The 14,948-nt window shown below is 72.8% G+C and carries 17 protein-coding genes; 6 read left to right on the top strand and 11 right to left on the bottom strand.

Going from position 1 to position 14,948, the window contains the following annotated elements:
• Positions 1 to 143 precede the first annotated feature (143 nt).
• On the bottom strand, positions 144 to 1,328 hold the full coding sequence (locus PSEJ35_RS15890) for a hypothetical protein (protein WP_232207621.1): 1,185 nt from the start codon (positions 1,326 to 1,328) through the stop codon (positions 144 to 146).
• Between the two features lie 91 nt (positions 1,329 to 1,419).
• Positions 1,420 to 1,812 (bottom strand): MAPEG family protein, encoded by a 393-nt coding sequence (locus PSEJ35_RS0108935; protein WP_028917477.1) that lies wholly within the window; start codon positions 1,810 to 1,812, stop codon positions 1,420 to 1,422.
• Positions 1,813 to 1,920: 108 nt separating this feature from the next.
• Between PSEJ35_RS0108935 and PSEJ35_RS16670 the strand changes: the two genes are divergently transcribed.
• Together PSEJ35_RS16670 and PSEJ35_RS15885 are read left to right on the top strand one after the other, a co-directional pair.
• On the top strand, positions 1,921 to 2,427 hold the full coding sequence (locus PSEJ35_RS16670; protein ID WP_051412610.1) for a hypothetical protein: 507 nt from the start codon (positions 1,921 to 1,923) through the stop codon (positions 2,425 to 2,427).
• 9 nt (positions 2,428 to 2,436) lie between these two features.
• Positions 2,437 to 4,086, top strand: coding sequence for a DUF1428 family protein (locus tag PSEJ35_RS15885; RefSeq protein WP_051412609.1), 1,650 nt, complete (start codon positions 2,437 to 2,439; stop codon positions 4,084 to 4,086).
• A 22-nt stretch (positions 4,087 to 4,108) separates the two neighbouring features.
• Here PSEJ35_RS15885 and PSEJ35_RS0108920 read toward each other — a convergent pair whose 3' ends face one another.
• Positions 4,109 to 4,852: a TonB family protein gene (locus PSEJ35_RS0108920; protein WP_028917475.1), complete on the bottom strand. Its 744-nt coding sequence runs from the start codon at positions 4,850 to 4,852 to the stop codon at positions 4,109 to 4,111.
• A 213-nt stretch (positions 4,853 to 5,065) separates the two neighbouring features.
• Here PSEJ35_RS0108920 and PSEJ35_RS0108915 point away from each other — a divergent pair, with 213 nt between their 5' ends.
• Positions 5,066 to 5,398 carry a GFA family protein gene (locus tag PSEJ35_RS0108915; RefSeq protein WP_028917474.1) on the top strand — a complete coding sequence of 111 codons (333 nt, stop codon included), beginning with the start codon at positions 5,066 to 5,068 and terminating at the stop codon, positions 5,396 to 5,398.
• Between the two features lie 143 nt (positions 5,399 to 5,541).
• Here PSEJ35_RS0108915 and PSEJ35_RS0108905 read toward each other — a convergent pair whose 3' ends face one another.
• The 7 genes from PSEJ35_RS0108905 to PSEJ35_RS0108870 form a co-directional block, all read right to left on the bottom strand.
• The gene (locus PSEJ35_RS0108905) at positions 5,542 to 5,799 is read right to left on the bottom strand and encodes a VOC family protein (protein ID WP_028917473.1); all 258 of its coding nucleotides are present in this window, start codon (positions 5,797 to 5,799) and stop codon (positions 5,542 to 5,544) included.
• A 40-nt stretch (positions 5,800 to 5,839) separates the two neighbouring features.
• Positions 5,840 to 6,211 carry a hypothetical protein gene (locus PSEJ35_RS0108900; protein ID WP_028917472.1) on the bottom strand — a complete coding sequence of 124 codons (372 nt, stop codon included), beginning with the start codon at positions 6,209 to 6,211 and terminating at the stop codon, positions 5,840 to 5,842.
• Positions 6,212 to 6,306: 95 nt separating this feature from the next.
• Entirely contained in the window at positions 6,307 to 6,735 is a 429-nt protein-coding gene (locus tag PSEJ35_RS15880) for a DUF6404 family protein (protein ID WP_156924780.1), read from the bottom strand.
• A 336-nt stretch (positions 6,736 to 7,071) separates the two neighbouring features.
• Positions 7,072 to 8,742: a urocanate hydratase gene (gene hutU, locus PSEJ35_RS0108885; RefSeq protein ID WP_028917470.1), complete on the bottom strand. Its 1,671-nt coding sequence runs from the start codon at positions 8,740 to 8,742 to the stop codon at positions 7,072 to 7,074.
• A 131-nt stretch (positions 8,743 to 8,873) separates the two neighbouring features.
• Complete coding sequence (locus PSEJ35_RS15875; protein WP_051412607.1) at positions 8,874 to 9,308, bottom strand: hypothetical protein; 435 nt, start codon at positions 9,306 to 9,308, stop codon at positions 8,874 to 8,876.
• A 63-nt stretch (positions 9,309 to 9,371) separates the two neighbouring features.
• Positions 9,372 to 9,794, bottom strand: a complete 423-nt coding sequence (locus PSEJ35_RS15870) for a DUF4440 domain-containing protein (protein ID WP_232207620.1) — start codon at positions 9,792 to 9,794, stop codon at positions 9,372 to 9,374.
• Between the two features lie 104 nt (positions 9,795 to 9,898).
• On the bottom strand, positions 9,899 to 10,252 hold the full coding sequence (locus tag PSEJ35_RS0108870; protein ID WP_156924779.1) for a hypothetical protein: 354 nt from the start codon (positions 10,250 to 10,252) through the stop codon (positions 9,899 to 9,901).
• 139 nt (positions 10,253 to 10,391) lie between these two features.
• Between PSEJ35_RS0108870 and PSEJ35_RS0108865 the strand changes: the two genes are divergently transcribed.
• The 3 genes from PSEJ35_RS0108865 (at position 10,392) to PSEJ35_RS0108855 (ending at position 13,794) form a co-directional block, all read left to right on the top strand.
• Positions 10,392 to 11,639: an ectonucleotide pyrophosphatase/phosphodiesterase gene (locus PSEJ35_RS0108865; protein ID WP_037082874.1), complete on the top strand. Its 1,248-nt coding sequence runs from the start codon at positions 10,392 to 10,394 to the stop codon at positions 11,637 to 11,639.
• Positions 11,640 to 11,713: 74 nt separating this feature from the next.
• Complete coding sequence (locus tag PSEJ35_RS0108860) at positions 11,714 to 13,246, top strand: DNA-3-methyladenine glycosylase 2 (RefSeq protein ID WP_028917467.1); 1,533 nt, start codon at positions 11,714 to 11,716, stop codon at positions 13,244 to 13,246.
• Entirely contained in the window at positions 13,243 to 13,794 is a 552-nt protein-coding gene (locus PSEJ35_RS0108855) for a methylated-DNA--[protein]-cysteine S-methyltransferase (protein WP_028917466.1), read from the top strand. Before PSEJ35_RS0108860 ends, PSEJ35_RS0108855 begins: the two co-directional genes overlap by 4 nt.
• A 326-nt stretch (positions 13,795 to 14,120) precedes the next feature.
• Here the strand turns inward: PSEJ35_RS0108855 and trpA are convergent, their stop codons facing one another.
• Positions 14,121 to 14,921, bottom strand: a complete 801-nt coding sequence (trpA, locus tag PSEJ35_RS0108850; protein WP_028917465.1) for a tryptophan synthase subunit alpha — start codon at positions 14,919 to 14,921, stop codon at positions 14,121 to 14,123.
• Positions 14,922 to 14,948: the final 27 nt, after the last annotated feature.

The raw sequence follows: 14,948 nt of genomic DNA, 5'->3' as shown, positions 1-14,948 counted from the left end.
AGCTCCGGCGGCGCGCGCCGGGACGGCGCGGCGAGGCAATAAGAGCCGTTATTGTGCGCCCGCGGCCGGCCCTTGTCGCGTCGCAGCTGAATAGGAGCCCCGCATCGGTTCAGCCGGCGGGCGCGCCGGCGTACGGTCCGGCCTCAGCCGCCGCCCTGCTCTGCCGATGGCGCCGCCGCAGACGCGCCCTCGCCGGCCGTCGTGCCCACCGTCGGCAGCGGCTCGTCGCCGGCCTTGGCCGCCTCCGGTTGCGGCACCTCGCCCAGCGCATCGGGCAGCTCGTTGAATTCGGCCAGCGGGCTCTCCGCCGGGCAGTCGTCGTCGGGGAAGCCGAAGTCGCGGCGCAGTTCCAGGCCGCAGGCATTCAACGCGTAGACCCGGTCCTGGACCCGGCAGCGTTCGTCGAAGGCGCGCACCCAGGCGTCGCGGCGGCGCATGAAGTCGTCGCCGCACTTGTCCAGCAGGCGCACGCGGTCCAGGTCGTCCTGCGCGGCATTGTTGCCGTCCAGCCCGTACATGCGCAGCTCGTCGCCGGTGAGCAGGCGCAGGCTGCGGTTGGGCACGGTCTTCATCACGTCGGCCAGCAGCGGCGAGGCACCGTTGCGTTCGAGGTACTCGCGCACGGTGGCGTAGACGGCCTGCAGTTCGGCGTTGAGTTCGGTGCGGCTGGTAGCGGTGGAACTGAGCCGGATGATGCGGTGGATGCCGACCCGCCCGGTCAGGCGCCGGCTGTCGCCGCCGGCAAGCACGAACACGCAGGCGCTGTGGCAGACCGAGTCCTCGCGCACCCAGATGGTCCAGCGGTTGCCGCCGATCCAGTCGCCGGCGCGGATCGCGTCCTCGACCTGGCCGCCGGTGGAATCGAGGTCCAGCACGCGGCTGCCGATGCCCAGGCTGTCGGCCACGCGGGTCACCCGTTCGACCAGGGTGGTGAAGTCCGAAGCGATCCGGCCGCGGTAGCGCAGGCGCACCACGTCGCCCTCGCGGCAGGGTTCGAGCAGATGGCGCAGGGTCTCGCGGTCCGGGGCCGATACCGGCTCGCCGTCGCCCTGGCGGTAGTCCAGGCCGCAGTCGATCCAGGCCTGGCCGGAGGCCAGCTCCAGCGGCGACCAGTCCGGCGCCTTCTTCGCCGGCGGCGCGGCAACCGGCGCGGCGGGCGTCGCCGCCGGCGTGGCCACCGGGTCGCGGCTGACCGCACCGCCTTCCTCGGGCGAGGCCACGGTCTGGGTCTGGATCGGCTGCTCCGCCTCCGGCGCAGGCTTGCGGCATCCGGCCAGCAGCAACAGGCCGAAGGCCAGCAGGTACAGCGGACGCAGGCGCGGGATCACGGCAGACGGCAACCACGGTGACGAAAGCAGCGCCCAGTCTAGGCGGTGCCCGCCAGCGAGGGACAACCGGCGCTAAACGCGCTTCCCGCGTTCAGCGCAGCAGCGGCCAGAGCACCATCAGCAGGCCCAGCATCGAGACCGCCCACACCGCCGAGCGCAGGTACGGGATGCCCGCCAGGTACAGCGGCACGTACAGCAGCCGCGCCCACAGGTACAGCTGCACGCCCAGCGCGGTGCCGTGGCCGGTGCGCCCGGCGGCGACCACGCCCAGCACCGCGGCGGCGAAGAACGGGAAGGTCTCCAGCAGATTGCGGAACGCGCGGTCGGCGCGGCCGGGCACGCCCTCCAGCGACGCCGGCGTGGCGTCGCGGGCGCTCGCATTCCACTTCAGGCCGCGCCGGCCGGTCGCCAGCGTCGCCGCCAGCAGCAGCTGCGCGATACCCAGCACCACCGCCCACGCCAGGAACTTCAGTTCGATCGCCATCGCCTGCCCTCCTTGCCGATGCGCTGCAGACTGGCAGACGCGCGGTGAAACCCGCGCATTCCGGTCCGCGTCATCCGGCGCCCCGCGCGGCGGCGCTACGATATGCGCATGAACCTGCCGCCCCCGCCCGCCCCGCCGCCGCGGCCAAGCGTGCGCCAGATGCTGGGGGAGATGCGCCAGGTGCGACCGCTGCCGCCGCAGCGCGGGGCCTTCGCGGTGCGCGCCGGCCTGGCCATGGGCGTGCCGATCCTCGCCGGCTGGCTGGCCGGCGAGCCGGCCGCGGGCATGATGGCCACGATCGGCGGATTCACCTCGCTGTACGGCAGTGGCCGCCCTTACGGCGCCCGCGCGCTGATGCTGGCGGTGGTGGCCAGCGCGTTCGCCGCCGCGGTGGCGTTCGGATTGTGGCTGGAACACCTGTCCTGGCTGGTGGTGGTGCCGGTGCTGTCGATGGTCGCGATGCTCGCGGCCTGGCTGTGCAGCGCCACCCGCACCGGCCCGCCGGGCGCCTACCTGTTCGTGCTCGCCTGCGCTGCCGGCACGGCGATCCCGGCGGACCACCTCACGCCGCTGCAGGCCGGCGCGCGGGTGCTCGGCGGTGGTGCCTTCGCCTGACTGCTGCACATGGCCGGCATGCTGTGGCAGCCGCGCGGACCGGAACGCAAGGCGGTGGCGGCGGCGGCCGCGGCGGTGGCGCGCTGGGTCGGCCATGCCGGCGACGCCGGCGCGCGCCTGGCGCGTCGCCAGGCGGCGCTGGCGCTTCACGACAGCTGGCAGATGCTGGTCGGCTTCCAGCCGGTGCCGGCGCGTGCGCATGGCGAACTGGCCCGGCTGCGCGCGCTCAACCGCGAGCTGCACCTGCTGTTCGCCTCGACCCTGGCCACCGCGCCGCCGCCGGAGCATCGCGCCGCCCTGCAGGCGCGCGCCACGCGCCTGGCCGGGGAAGCGCGGCAGCCGCCGATCCGGCGCCCGCCGTCGCTGCCGGCCGACGCGGTGCCGCACGGCTATCCGCGTTCGTGGGTCCGGCTGCGCGAAGGCCTGGCGCCGGGCTCGAACGCGCTGCGGATGGTGTTGCGGATCGGCATCGCCACGCTGCTGGCCGGCATCGTCGCCGGCACGCTGGAGCTGGAGCGCGCCCACTGGGCGATCGCCGCGGCGCTGCTGATGCTCTACCAGGGCTTCGACTGGCCGCGCACGGTGCTGCGCAGCCTTGAACGCACCCTGGGCACCTGGCTCGGCCTGCTGCTGGCCGGCGCGGTCCTGTGGATCCACCCGACCGGCCCGTGGCTGGCGCTGATGGTGATGGTGATGGTCCTGCAGTTCACCATCGAGATCACGGTGGTGCGCAACTACGCGATCGCCGTGGTGTTCATCACCGCCGTGGCCCTGACCATCGCCAGCGGCGGCCAGCCGGTGGACGACATCGGCGCGATGCTGCTGGCCCGCGGCGTCGACACCGTGCTCGGCTGCGCCTGCGCGCTGCTGGCCTTCCGCCTGCTGCCGCCGCGCGCCGACCGCCGCACCCTCGCCAACGGCATCGGCCAGTGCCTGCTGGCGCTGCGCGAGGTCTGCCGGCACCTGGCCGCCGGCGACGCGACCACGGTTGCCGCGCGCGCGCCGCACGCCGCGACCTGCAGCACCGCATCTTCGTGCTCGAACAGTCGGTGGACGAGGCCCTGGCCGGCAGCGAGGCCGACCGCCGCACCGCCACAGCCTGGTGGCCGGCGGTGGCGACCTGCCAGCGCCTGGCCTACCGGGTGCTGGCGGCGTGCTGGGACACCGAACGCCACCCGGTCGCCGCGCCGCTGCCGGCCAGCGACGCGGCGCACGCCGACGAGGCGCTGGAGGCGCTGGCCCGTGCCTGGTTGCAGCTGCGCCCGCCCGCTCCGCTGCCCTCGCTTCCTCCGCTGCTGGCGCAGGAGCTGGGCGACCTGCATGGCTTCCTGCAGCGGCAGCTGCGGCCGGCGGAGGCCGGTGCCCGCACATCCGGGAACTGAGGCCGCCACAGGTCCGCCCGGCCTGTCGCTGCGGCTCCTTGCTGGCCGCCGGCGGCTCATGGACCGGGATGTCGCCACCGATGCCTTCCGCGCGGTGCAGGCACGCCGGGCCGAATCGGTGGTGTTCTCCTGGATCGAACCGTCGGACAAAACCTCCCGCGACGCGGGAGTGAAGAAGCCGATGGAGAGCGACCCGATGGATCCGGCGACCAATCCGCCGCCGTTCGACAGCAAGCGGATGATCTTCGGCGGCCTAGCTCCGGTGCTCGAGCTGTAGGCGCGGCGGCCGCCGCGCCTGCTCAGCGCGCCTTCGCGAACGGCAGGCCGCGCATCAGCAGACGGCTGTCGCGCGTGCAGGCGGACCCGGTGTTGTCGCAGAGGATCGCCACCCGCACCAGCGGCTCGCCGCCCTCGTGCACCAGGCGGTAGCGCGCGGCGACGGCCGGCCTGCCCTGCAGGTACAGGAACAGCCAGTACTCGCGTGGATCGGCGCCGCGCTGGCGGAAGAACATGCTGCGCACTCGCGGGTACGGCGGGGTGATCATCGCTTCCGGATCCAGCGGATAGCGATCGAGGACTTCCGTCGGGGTGGCGTATCCATCCAGAAGTTCGGCCACGTAACGCACGCGCCTGTGGCTCTCCGGCCAGTCGGGGCCGCCATAGGCATGCGCCTTCGCCGGCGGGATCCGGAACGCGACCGGAACCAGCACGCGCCCGTCGCCAGCGGGCAGGCGCGCGTCCTCCGCCAGTACCCATTGCCGCGCCGCCTCCAGCGCGGCGGCGTCCAGTGCGGGCTGGTCGCTGCCGCGACGCACGGCGGCGTTGGTCACCCGCCCGCAGTCGTCCACCGCCAGCGCCAGCAGGAGTTCGCCCTCGCGCTGGGCCTGGATCATGTCCGCCGGATAGGCCGGCTCCACCCGCAGCGGCGGCGGACATGCCCGGTCCGCGCCCGCCTGTTGCCCGGCCGGTTCCACGGCCGCCTGCGCCCACGCCGGGAACAGCAGCCCGGCCACCAGCCACGCCCACGCACGCCCAGGCCTCATCCCCGCTCCCCCCTCTGGAATGCAGGCGATCTTGCGCGGCCTGCCAGGCGCGCGCAAGCCCGCGCGCCGCGGGGCGTGCATGCGCTCACGGAACCGCGGGCTGCTGGCCCGGTTGCGGGCGTGCGACTACGCCTGGGCGCGCCGCGATGGCCGCGAGGTCGGTTTACAGTGGCGCTTTTCCCATGGGAGGACTCCGATGGTCCGTAGCGGCGGATGCAGATGCGGTGCGGTGCGGTGCGCTACACCCTGTCGGCCGAGCCGGTCGCCACCCGGCTGTGCTGGTGCCGCGACTGCCAGTACTGGGCGCTGGGCAATGCCGCGGTGAACATCATGGTGCCGCGCGCGGCGGTCGAGGTGACCGGCACGCCGCGCCACTTCGAGAGCGTGGCCGACAGCGGCAACCTCGAATACATGGTGGTGGTCCGCGTCGGCACCCTGGACGACGCCAGCGGCATCCGCCCGACCATGGCCATCTGGACCAGTTCGGCGTCGCCGTGGGCGCATATCGATCCGGCGCTGCAGGCCTTCCCGCGCCAACCGGGCTGATTCGCCTGGCGCGTGGCGATACGGCCGCGCCTCAGCCGTGGCCTGGCGCGCGCCGGCCCTGGCCGATCCACAGCCGGTTGCCGTCCGGATCCTCGATGCGGAACTCGGTCATGCCGTAGAACGTGGTCTCCAGGTCCGGCGCGTCAAGTCCGTTTGCCCGGGCCTGGCGGGTGGAACTCGACGACGTCTTCCGGATACAGGTACAGCACCGCGGTCCGCGGGATACCCGGATGCAGGCCGATCGAGCGGTCCAGCATCAGTTCGTACCGGCCGCAGCGCAGGCGCGCCCAGCCCAGCCCGTCGTCGCGCTGTTCGACGCGGAAGCCGAGCTTGCCGTAGAAGGCCACGGCCGCCTCCAGGTCGCTGACCGGCTGCATCGGCACCAGGCGCTCGAGGTTCATGGCGGTTCCTCCGTGTGGAACAGGCGAACGGTGGCGCGCTTCAGCGCGCGCACCACAGCGCGATGCCGCCAATGGCGAACATCACCAGCCAGGACAGGTGCCTGCCGCGGGTGCAGGCCAGCGGCAGGACGCCGGAAGCAATGAAGGTCAGCCCGACGGTGGCGAGCACGCGCGAATCCGCCGCCCCTTCTCCGCCGGCCTGCAGCAGCAGCGCGGCGAAGCCGAACCAGGCGATCGAGGTGACGTGCCAGGCGAAACGCAACGTGCGCGTGGTGAATTCCGTACCGCCGAACAGCTTCGGCAGGCCGGGGCGCCGGAACAGGCGCATCAGGATGTAGCGTTCGCCCAGCACCGAATGCGCCACGCCCATGGCGATGGCGAGGAACGCTGCGAACGGGAGCAGGAACGACATGGCCAGGGACCTCGTCCGCGCACCGACCGTCGCACTCTAGCGCCGGACGGGCCCGGCCGCTCGCCAGTGCGCGAACCGGGGAAACACGCCGGGCCTCAGCTCCGCACGCGTTCCTGCGCGATGCCGGTGTATTCCTCCCACCCGGGCAAGCGGTGCTTGCGGGCGAGACGGGCGTAAAACATCGCCATGAACACGCCGAACAGCAGTCCGGCCGTAAGCGCCGGCGCCACCATCCGCGCCAGCGGCATGCCCTGCATCCACCACATGACCAGCCACATCAGCAGGCCCCAGCCGACTCCGAAGAAACCGCCCATCAGCCGTGCGTTCCAGGCGAATGGCTGGAACGGCGGCGGCGCCAGCTCCAGTCCGCAGAGCCGCAGCAGCCGCCACAGCGGCGGGTCCGCACTCAACGGCGACACGCCGACGGCCCGCATGTGCTGGTGGAACGCCTGGACCTTTTCCCTGTGCGTCATTGCAGCCTCCTTCCATGTGTGCCATTCGGCGCCGTTGATCCTCGGGAACATTCCCTTCCCGGCCTGGTATCAGCCTCCGGCCCGATGCCGTGCCACGGCCCGGACGCCGTGCACCATCCGGCCGGTGAACAGTACTACCCCGCCAAGGAATCCGGCGCGCACACCCCAGGACAGCCCCATGCGCGCGGGCTCGGCGAGCGGCCCGGGCGCGAACAGCGCCACGCCGCAGGCCAACGCGAGCACGAGCAGCGCGACGCCAGCTTTCAGGAGATGTTGGGCAGTTGGAAGCTCACGCGGGGCATTGGATTCTTCCTCTGGCCGGTGCCGCCTCCGGCGCGCGGGTACGGCACGCCGTAACGGGAGCAGTGCGCGAGCCCCACTCTACAGTCAGCCGAGCATGGGGAGCTTGAGGCCCTGCTCCTTCGCACATTCCCTGGCGATGTCGTAGCCGGCGTCGGCGTGGCGCATCACTCCGGTGCCGGGGTCGTTCCACAGCACGCGGGCGATGCGGCGGTCGGCCGCCTCGCTGCCGTCGCAGACGATGACCACGCCGCTGTGCTGGCTGTAGCCCATGCCGACGCCGCCGCCGTGGTGCAGCGACACCCAGGTCGCGCCGCCGGCGACGTTGAGCATGGCGTTGAGCAGCGGCCAGTCGGAGACCGCATCGGAGCCGTCGGCCATCGCCTCGGTCTCGCGGTTGGGCGAAGCCACGCTGCCGCTGTCGAGGTGGTCGCGGCCGATCACGACCGGGGCCTTCAGCTCGCCATTGCGCACCATCTCGTTGAACGCCAGGCCGAGGCGGTGGCGCTGGCCCAGGCCGACCCAGCAGATCCGCGCCGGCAGCCCCTGGAAGGCGATGCGTTCGGAGGCCATGTCCAGCCAGCGGTGCAGGTGCGGATCGTCGGGGATCAGCTCCTTGACCTTGGCGTCGGTCTTCGCGATGTCCTCCGGATCGCCGCTCAGCGCGACCCAGCGGAACGGGCCGACGCCGCGGCAGAACAGCGGGCGCACGTAGGCCGGCACGAAGCCGGGGAAGTCGAACGCGTTCCGGAGCCCTTCGTCGAAAGCCATCTGCCGGATGTTGTTGCCGTAGTCGACGGTGGGGATGCCCTGCGCGTGGAACGCCAGCATCGCCTCGACGTGGGTGCGCATCGACTTCTTCGCCGCGTCGCGCACCTTCTCCGGATCGGCCTTCTGCCCGGCCAGCCACTGCTCCACCGTCCAGCCGGCCGGCAGGTAGCCGTGCACCGGGTCGTGCGCGCTGGTCTGGTCGGTGACGCAGTCCGGGCGCACGCCGCGGCGCACCAGCTCCGGCAGCACCTCGGCGGCATTGCCCAGCAGCGCGATCGACTTCGCCTCGCCGGCGGCGGTGTACCTGGCGATGCGCGCCAGCGCGTCGTCGAGATCGGTGGCCTGCTCGTCGACGTAGCGCGTGCGCAGGCGGAAATCGATGCGGCTCTGCTGGCATTCGATGGTCAGCGAGCAGGCGCCGGCCAGCGAGGCGGCCAGCGGCTGCGCGCCGCCCATGCCGCCCAGGCCGGCGGTGAGGATCCACCTGCCGGTGAGGTCGCCGCCGTAGTGCTGGCGGCCCATCTCCACGAAGGTCTCGTAAGTGCCCTGGACGATGCCCTGCGAGCCGATGTAGATCCACGAGCCGGCGGTCATCTGCCCGTACATCATCAGGCCCTTGCGGTCGAGCTCGTTGAAATGCTCCCAGGTGGCCCACTGCGGCACCAGGTTGGAGTTGGCGATCAGCACGCGCGGCGCGTCCGGATGGGTCGGGAACACGCCCACCGGCTTGCCCGACTGCACCAGCAGGGTCTCGTCGTCGCCGAGGGTCTTCAGCGTGGCCAGGATCGCGTCGAAGCTGGCCCAGTCGCGCGCGGCGCGGCCGATGCCGCCGTACACCACCAGGTCCTCGGGACGTTCGGCCACGTCCGGGTCGAGGTTGTTCTGGAGCATGCGGAACGGGGCTTCGGTGAGCCAGCTGCGGCAGCTCAGCTCGGTGCCGCGCGGGGCGCGGACGACGCGGGACGGATCGTGACGCGGATCGGACATGCCGGAGGCCTCGGATTTCGAAGCCGGCATTATCGCAGGTGGTGCGGGCGCGGCTGCCCTCTCCGGTCACATCGTGCGATGCTGCGGCGCGGCGTGCAAACCCGCCCCGTGCGTGCCGCGGATGCAGGAACTCAGCGCGAGGGCTTCGCCGCCTGCGGGGCCTGGGCGCGCTGGCGCTCCAGTTCCTCGAGTTCGCGCTCGTAGGCCTGGCGGCGCATCTCGTAGTCCTGGCGCAGGCGTTCGGATTCGGCCGGGCTGGACGCGGCGGCGCGCTGCCGCTCGGTGCGCGCGCGATCGGCTTCCAGCCGCCGGCGGTTGGCGTCGATGGCCACGCCGATGCGGTCCTGCTCCCCGCGGCGCACCGCGTCCTGCTGCTGCCGCCGGGCGTCTTCGGTGGCCTGCTGCTGGCGCTGGTACGGAGTGTCGGTCGAAGGCCTCGGCTGCGGCTGGGTGCCGTAGCGGTTGGGCTGCACCGACTGCGCCAGCGCCGGGACCGCCGCCAGCGCGAGCAGCAGGGCCGGCACGGCGACGCGGGCGATTCGCGAACGTTCGAAGCAGGTAGCCATGCAGCCATGGTGCCACGTGCCAGCGCGGCTGCACGTGCAGCGGCCGTGGGCTTCAGCGCCCCGTCAGCCCGGTGGACAGTCCGTGACCCGGCCGGCGTGGAAGGCCTGCACCTGGGCCTCGTCCGCCGGCTGTGGCTCCTGGCCGTCGTCGAACACGATCCGCCAGACGCCATCGTCGCCGCGCTGCCAGACCGAATTGAAGCGGCCGATGCGATAAGCACCGGTCGCCGTATCCTGGTAGAGCGAAGGTCCGCTGGAAGAGACCACCGTGCCGTCCCCGCCGGCACGCACGCGCTGCGGATACCACCACAGCTTCGCGGCGGTGCCGTCGATCAGGCCCGTCCAGGCCGCGAGGATCTCGTCGCGGCCACGCTGCGGCCGCGCCCGGGTGGCACCGAACACGGCCTGCGGGTGCAGGTGCCCGGCGAATGCGGCCCGGTCATTCTCGGCGACCGATTGCGCGAACGACAGCTCACGTGCCCACACCTCGCAACGCGCCTGTTCGAACGTCGTCGCCGGGGCGCGGCCAGGGCAGGCGCCCCGGCGAGCGCCAGCATCAGCACGGATGTGCGCCAGCAGTGCATGGCCGGTCAGCGTTCGGGGACGAAGACCTGGCCGCCGCCGATCGTGCACGCGCCCTTGCCGCTTTCCTCACGCTTGGTGCGGGTGCCGGTGTACTTGAGGCAATGGTCCTTCTTCGACATGTCCGGCTCGCTCACCTGGTAGAACGCGGAGAGCTTCAGCGCCGGGCGATCACCGGGCCCGGGATCGGCCAGGCGGCTGCGGCGGGCGCGCTGCGGCGCTTCGGGAACGGCGGTGTCATCCGTGCCGGCGTTCACCGCGGGCAGCGGCGCCGGGGCCTGCTTCTGGTCGGCGATCGCGGCATGCGCCGGCGCGGACAGCGCCAGGCAAAGACCGAGGGACAGCGTGCTTGCCATCTTCATCTTCATCGGTCCTGCTGGCGACGGTAGTCGAGCATGGGCAGACCTGGAGGCTGTCGTCAAGCGCGCGCAATGAGATCCGAGCATGCGGGAACGCTCCGGTTCTGCCAAGCTTTACAGGTCTTCCTTCCCCCGCCGCGCAATGTCCTTCCGCCGTATCGTCGCCCTGTTCCTGCTGTTGTCGCTGTCCGCCTGCGCGGCCTCGCATCGTTCCGATAGCCCTTCTTCCGCCACCGGCACGCCGGTACCGCTGCTGCTGGTATCGGTCGATGGGCTGCGTGCCGACGCGCTCGGCCGCGGCGACACGCCGACCCTGGACCGCCTCGCCGCCAGCGGCGTGCGCGCGCAATGGATGCGGCCCTCGTTCCCGGTACTGACCTTCCCCAACCACTACACGCTGGCCACGGGCATGCGCCCGGACCACCACGGCATCGTCCACAACTCGATGAACGACCCGGAACTGGGCCGTTTCGTCGTCGGCGATGCCGACGAGGCGGCCGTGCCGGGCTGGTGGCAGGCCGAACCGCTGTGGACCACCGCCGAGCGCGCCGGCATCGTCACCGGCGTGTGGGCCTGGCCGGGCGCTTCCGCGCCGCGGGACGGTGTGGTGCCGCGCCACAACCAGATCTTCGTCAACGAGATCCCGCTCGCGGAGCGCGTCGAGGCGGTGGCCGGCTGGCTTACCGCCCCCGGCGCCAGCCGCGCCCGCTTCGTGGCGGTGTACTTCGAACAGGTCGACCAGGCCGCGCACGAGCACGGGCCGTGGTCGCAGCAGGCCCGGGCGGCGATACGCGCGGTCGACACGGCCATCGGCGAGGTGCTGGCGAAGGCGCAGGCCGCCGGGCTCGCGCTGGACGTGGTGGTGGTCTCCGACCACGGCATGGCCCTGGTGCCACCCACCCACTTCATCGCGGTGGAGGACATGGCATCGATCGAGGAAGCCCGGGTGGTGAGCATCGGCCAGGTGATCGGGCTGGCGCCGAATCCCGGTTTCGAGGCCGCGGTCGAGGCGCGCCTGCTCGGCCGCCACGACCACTACCAGTGCTGGCGCAAGAGCGAGCTGCCGGAGCGCCTGCACTACGGCACCCACCCGCGCATCCCGCCGCTGGTCTGCCAGATGGACGAAGGCTGGAACGCGCTGCCGCGGGCGATGCTGGAGCGCCGCGCGGCGGCCGGACCCCACGAACGCGGCGCGCACGGCTACGACCCGGACCTGCCGTCGATGCGCGCGGTGTTCGTGGCGCATGGCCCCTCATTCCGCGAAGGCGCGCAACTGCCGCCGTTCGACAATGTCGACGTGTACCCGCTGCTCGCCTCGCTGCTGGGCCTGCCGGCGCGACCGGGGGACGGCGATCCGGCCACGCTGCGACCGGCGCTGCGCGCGCCCTGAACCCCCGCGTGGCCCCGGGCAGTCATGTCCGGAAACGGCGAGTCCGGGGGCGTGGGCGGTGCTAGCCTGCGTCCATGTCCTCCCCCGCTCCCGATGCCAGCCGCCTGCCCGATCCGCAGATCTGCGAACGGGCGCGGCTGAGCCGCGATCCGCGCTTCGACGGCCTGTTCTTCACCGCCGTGCGCAGCACCGGCATCTACTGCCGGCCGATGTGCCCGGCGCCGGCGCCGAAGCGCGCGAACGTGGACTACTACCCCAGCGCGGCGGCCGCCGAGGCGGCGGGCTTCCGCCCCTGCCTGCGCTGCCGGCCCGAGCTGTCGCCCGGTGACGGCGCTTGGCGGCGCGGCGACGAGGCCGTGGCGCGGGCGCTGAAACTGATCGACCAGGGCTTCCTCGCCGAGCGCCCGCTGGCCGAACTGGCCGCGCGCGTGCACCTGGGCGAACGCCAGTTGCGCCGCCTGTTCGTGCAGCGCCTGGGCGCGGCCCCGGCCGGCGTGCATGGCACCCGCCGCCTGCTGTTCGCCAAGCAGCTGCTGACCGAGACCCCGCTGCCGATCACCGAGGTCGCGCTGGCGGCGGGCTTCGGCAGCCTGCGCCGCTTCAACGCCGCGTTCCAGGAGGCGTACCGGATGGCGCCGCGCGACCTGCGCAGGCACGCCGCCGATGACGCGCCGGCCGCCGACCCCGCGCAGCCACTGGTGCTGCGGCTGGCGTACCGCCCGCCGTACGACTTCGCGGCGATGCTGGACTTCCTGCGCACCCGCGCCCTGCCCGGCATCGAACACGTCGACGCACGCAGCTATGCGCGCACCTTCGGCACGCCGGAAGCGCCGGGCTGGCTGCGGGTCAGCGCCTGGCCGGCCGGCCGCGACGGACGCACCCATGCGCTGAAGCTGGAACTGCAGGGCGCAGCCCCGGCGCAGCTGGCGGCGATCGTCGGCCGGGTGCGGCGCATGTTCGACCTGGACGCCGATCCGGATGCGATCGCCACGGTGCTGTCCGCCGACCCGCGCCTGCGCCCGCTGCTGCGCAAGCGCCCGGGCCTGCGCCTGCCCGGCGGCTGGGATGGGTTCGAGGTGGCAGTGCGCGCGGTGGCCGGGCAGCAGGTCAGCGTCGCCGCGGCGCGCACGCTTTGCGCGCGGATCGCCCGGCGCCATGGCCACGCGCTGCCTGCGCCGCTGGCGGCGGGCCTGAGCCATCTGTTCCCGGTGGCCGAGGCGCTGCTCGAAGGCGATCTCGAAGGCGCCGGGCTGACGCCGACCCGCGTGCTCACCGTGCGCGGCATCGCCCGCGCCCTGCTCGACGGGCGCATCGGCTTCGCGCCGGAACAGACGCTCGAGCAGTTCGTCGACCGCTGGAGCGCGTTGCCGGGCATCGGCCCGTGGACGGCGCAGTACCTGGCGCTGCGCGCGCTCGGCCATCCGGATGCATTCCCGGCCGGCGACCTGGTCTTGCGCAAGGCGGTGCCGGACGACGGCAGCCGCATGCCGACACGCGAGCTGGCGGCGCGCGCCGACGCCTGGCGGCCCTGGCGCGGCTACGCCGTCATCCACCTGTGGCGCGACGCCGCGGCGTCGCCACCCGCTTCCGCGGAGGACACCGAATGAACACGATCCACTTCCGCCGTATTCCCAGCCCGCTCGGCCTGCTGACGATCGCCGCCAGCGACGCGGGCCTGCACGCGATCGAGTTCCCCAGCAACCGCCACCCGCAGCGCCGCAGCGACTGGCGCGAAGGCGACCATCCGCTGCTGGACCGCGCGCAGGCGCAGCTGGACGAATACTTCGCCGGCACCCGCCGCACGTTCGACCTGCCATTGGCACCGCAGGGCACGCCGTTCCAGCGCGAGGTCTGGTTCGCGCTGGCCTCGATTCCCTACGGCTGCACCGCCAGCTACGCGCAGCAGGCCGCGAGGGTCGGACGTCCCACCGCCACGCGTGCGGTCGGCGCCGCCAACGGCCGCAACCCGCTGCCGATCGTGCTGCCGTGCCACCGCGTGATCGGCGCCGATGGCTCGCTCACCGGTTTCGGCGGTGGCCTGCCGGCCAAGCGCTTCCTGCTGCAGCTGGAAGGCGCGATCCCGACGGAGGAGATCGCGCGGGACCTTTTCGGGTCTCCACCAGGCACCGTCCCGGAGGTTGCAGCGAAGGTGTAGCCAGCGTTTGGTGATGGAGGAGCCTGGGATGCAGCCCGGACAAGCGAAGCGCATCCGGGGACAACAGTCGCGGGAACCCCTGATGGCCGCGAGCCGCATCCCTGCGCGGGCTTGAAGCCCCTATCCGAGAATGGGAGGTGTCGCGGAGATGCCGGTGAGCCGCGGCGTCGCAGCCTCTCCCCGCCCTGCCCTTCCCACGGTGGAGAGCGGGACAACCTTGCGGAAGGCGTCGTTCTCCGGGCAGCGGATGCAACCCGTTCCCTGATGCGGCCTTGCGGCCTTGTCCGGCTACGACCCGCCCTCTCGCGGAGGGAGGGGAAAGTTCATCAGCCGTCGACGGCCTGGCGCAGCGGCGCCAGGAAGGCGCGGGCGCGGGCGGCTGCATCCTCCGCACCGGTGGCGTCGGCCAGCGCCGAAACCAGGGCGCTGCCGACCACGACGCCATCGGCATCGGCCGCCATCGCCTTGGCGCTGGCCGCGTCCTTGATGCCGAACCCGGCCACCACCGGCACCTTCGCCCCGGCGCGCAGTTCCTGCAGGCGCCGTCCGGCCGCGCCGGTGTCGAGGCGGTCGGCGCCGGTCACGCCGGCATAGCTGACGTAGTAGAGATAACCCTGGGCGTGCGCGCACAGCATTGCCGCGCGTTCGGCCTTGGTCGTCGGCGAGGCCAGCATCACCAGGGCGAGGCCCGCGGCGTTGAACGGCGCCTGGAAGTCCTCGGCTTCCTCGGGCGGCAGGTCGACCAGCAGCACGCCGTCGACGCCGGCCGCCACCGCTTCGCCGGCGAAGCGCGCCGCGCCGCGGATCTCCACCGGATTGAGGTAGCCCATCAGCACCACCGGCGTGTCGGCATCGCGCTCGCGGAAGCGGCGCACACAGTCGAACACGTAGTCGGTGCCGGCGCCGCGCGCCAGCGCGCGCTCGGAGCTGCGCTGGATCACCGGGCCGTCGGCCATCGGGTCGGAGAAGGCCACGCCCAGTTCGATGCAGTCGGCACCGGCTTCGACGAGGGCATGCATCACCGGCAGCGTGGCCTCCAGCGACGGATCGCCAGCGGTGACGAAGGGAATCAGCGCCTTGCGGCCTTCGGCGGCGAGGCGGGAGAACTTGCGTTCGAAGCGGCTCATGGGAGGAGGCTCTTCTGGTTCTGGAAG

Origin of the sequence: Pseudoxanthomonas sp. J35, from assembly GCF_000513995.1 — a bacterium.
GTDB lineage: Bacteria > Pseudomonadota > Gammaproteobacteria > Xanthomonadales > Xanthomonadaceae > Pseudoxanthomonas.
This window is presented reverse-complemented; position numbering and strand designations above follow the sequence as displayed.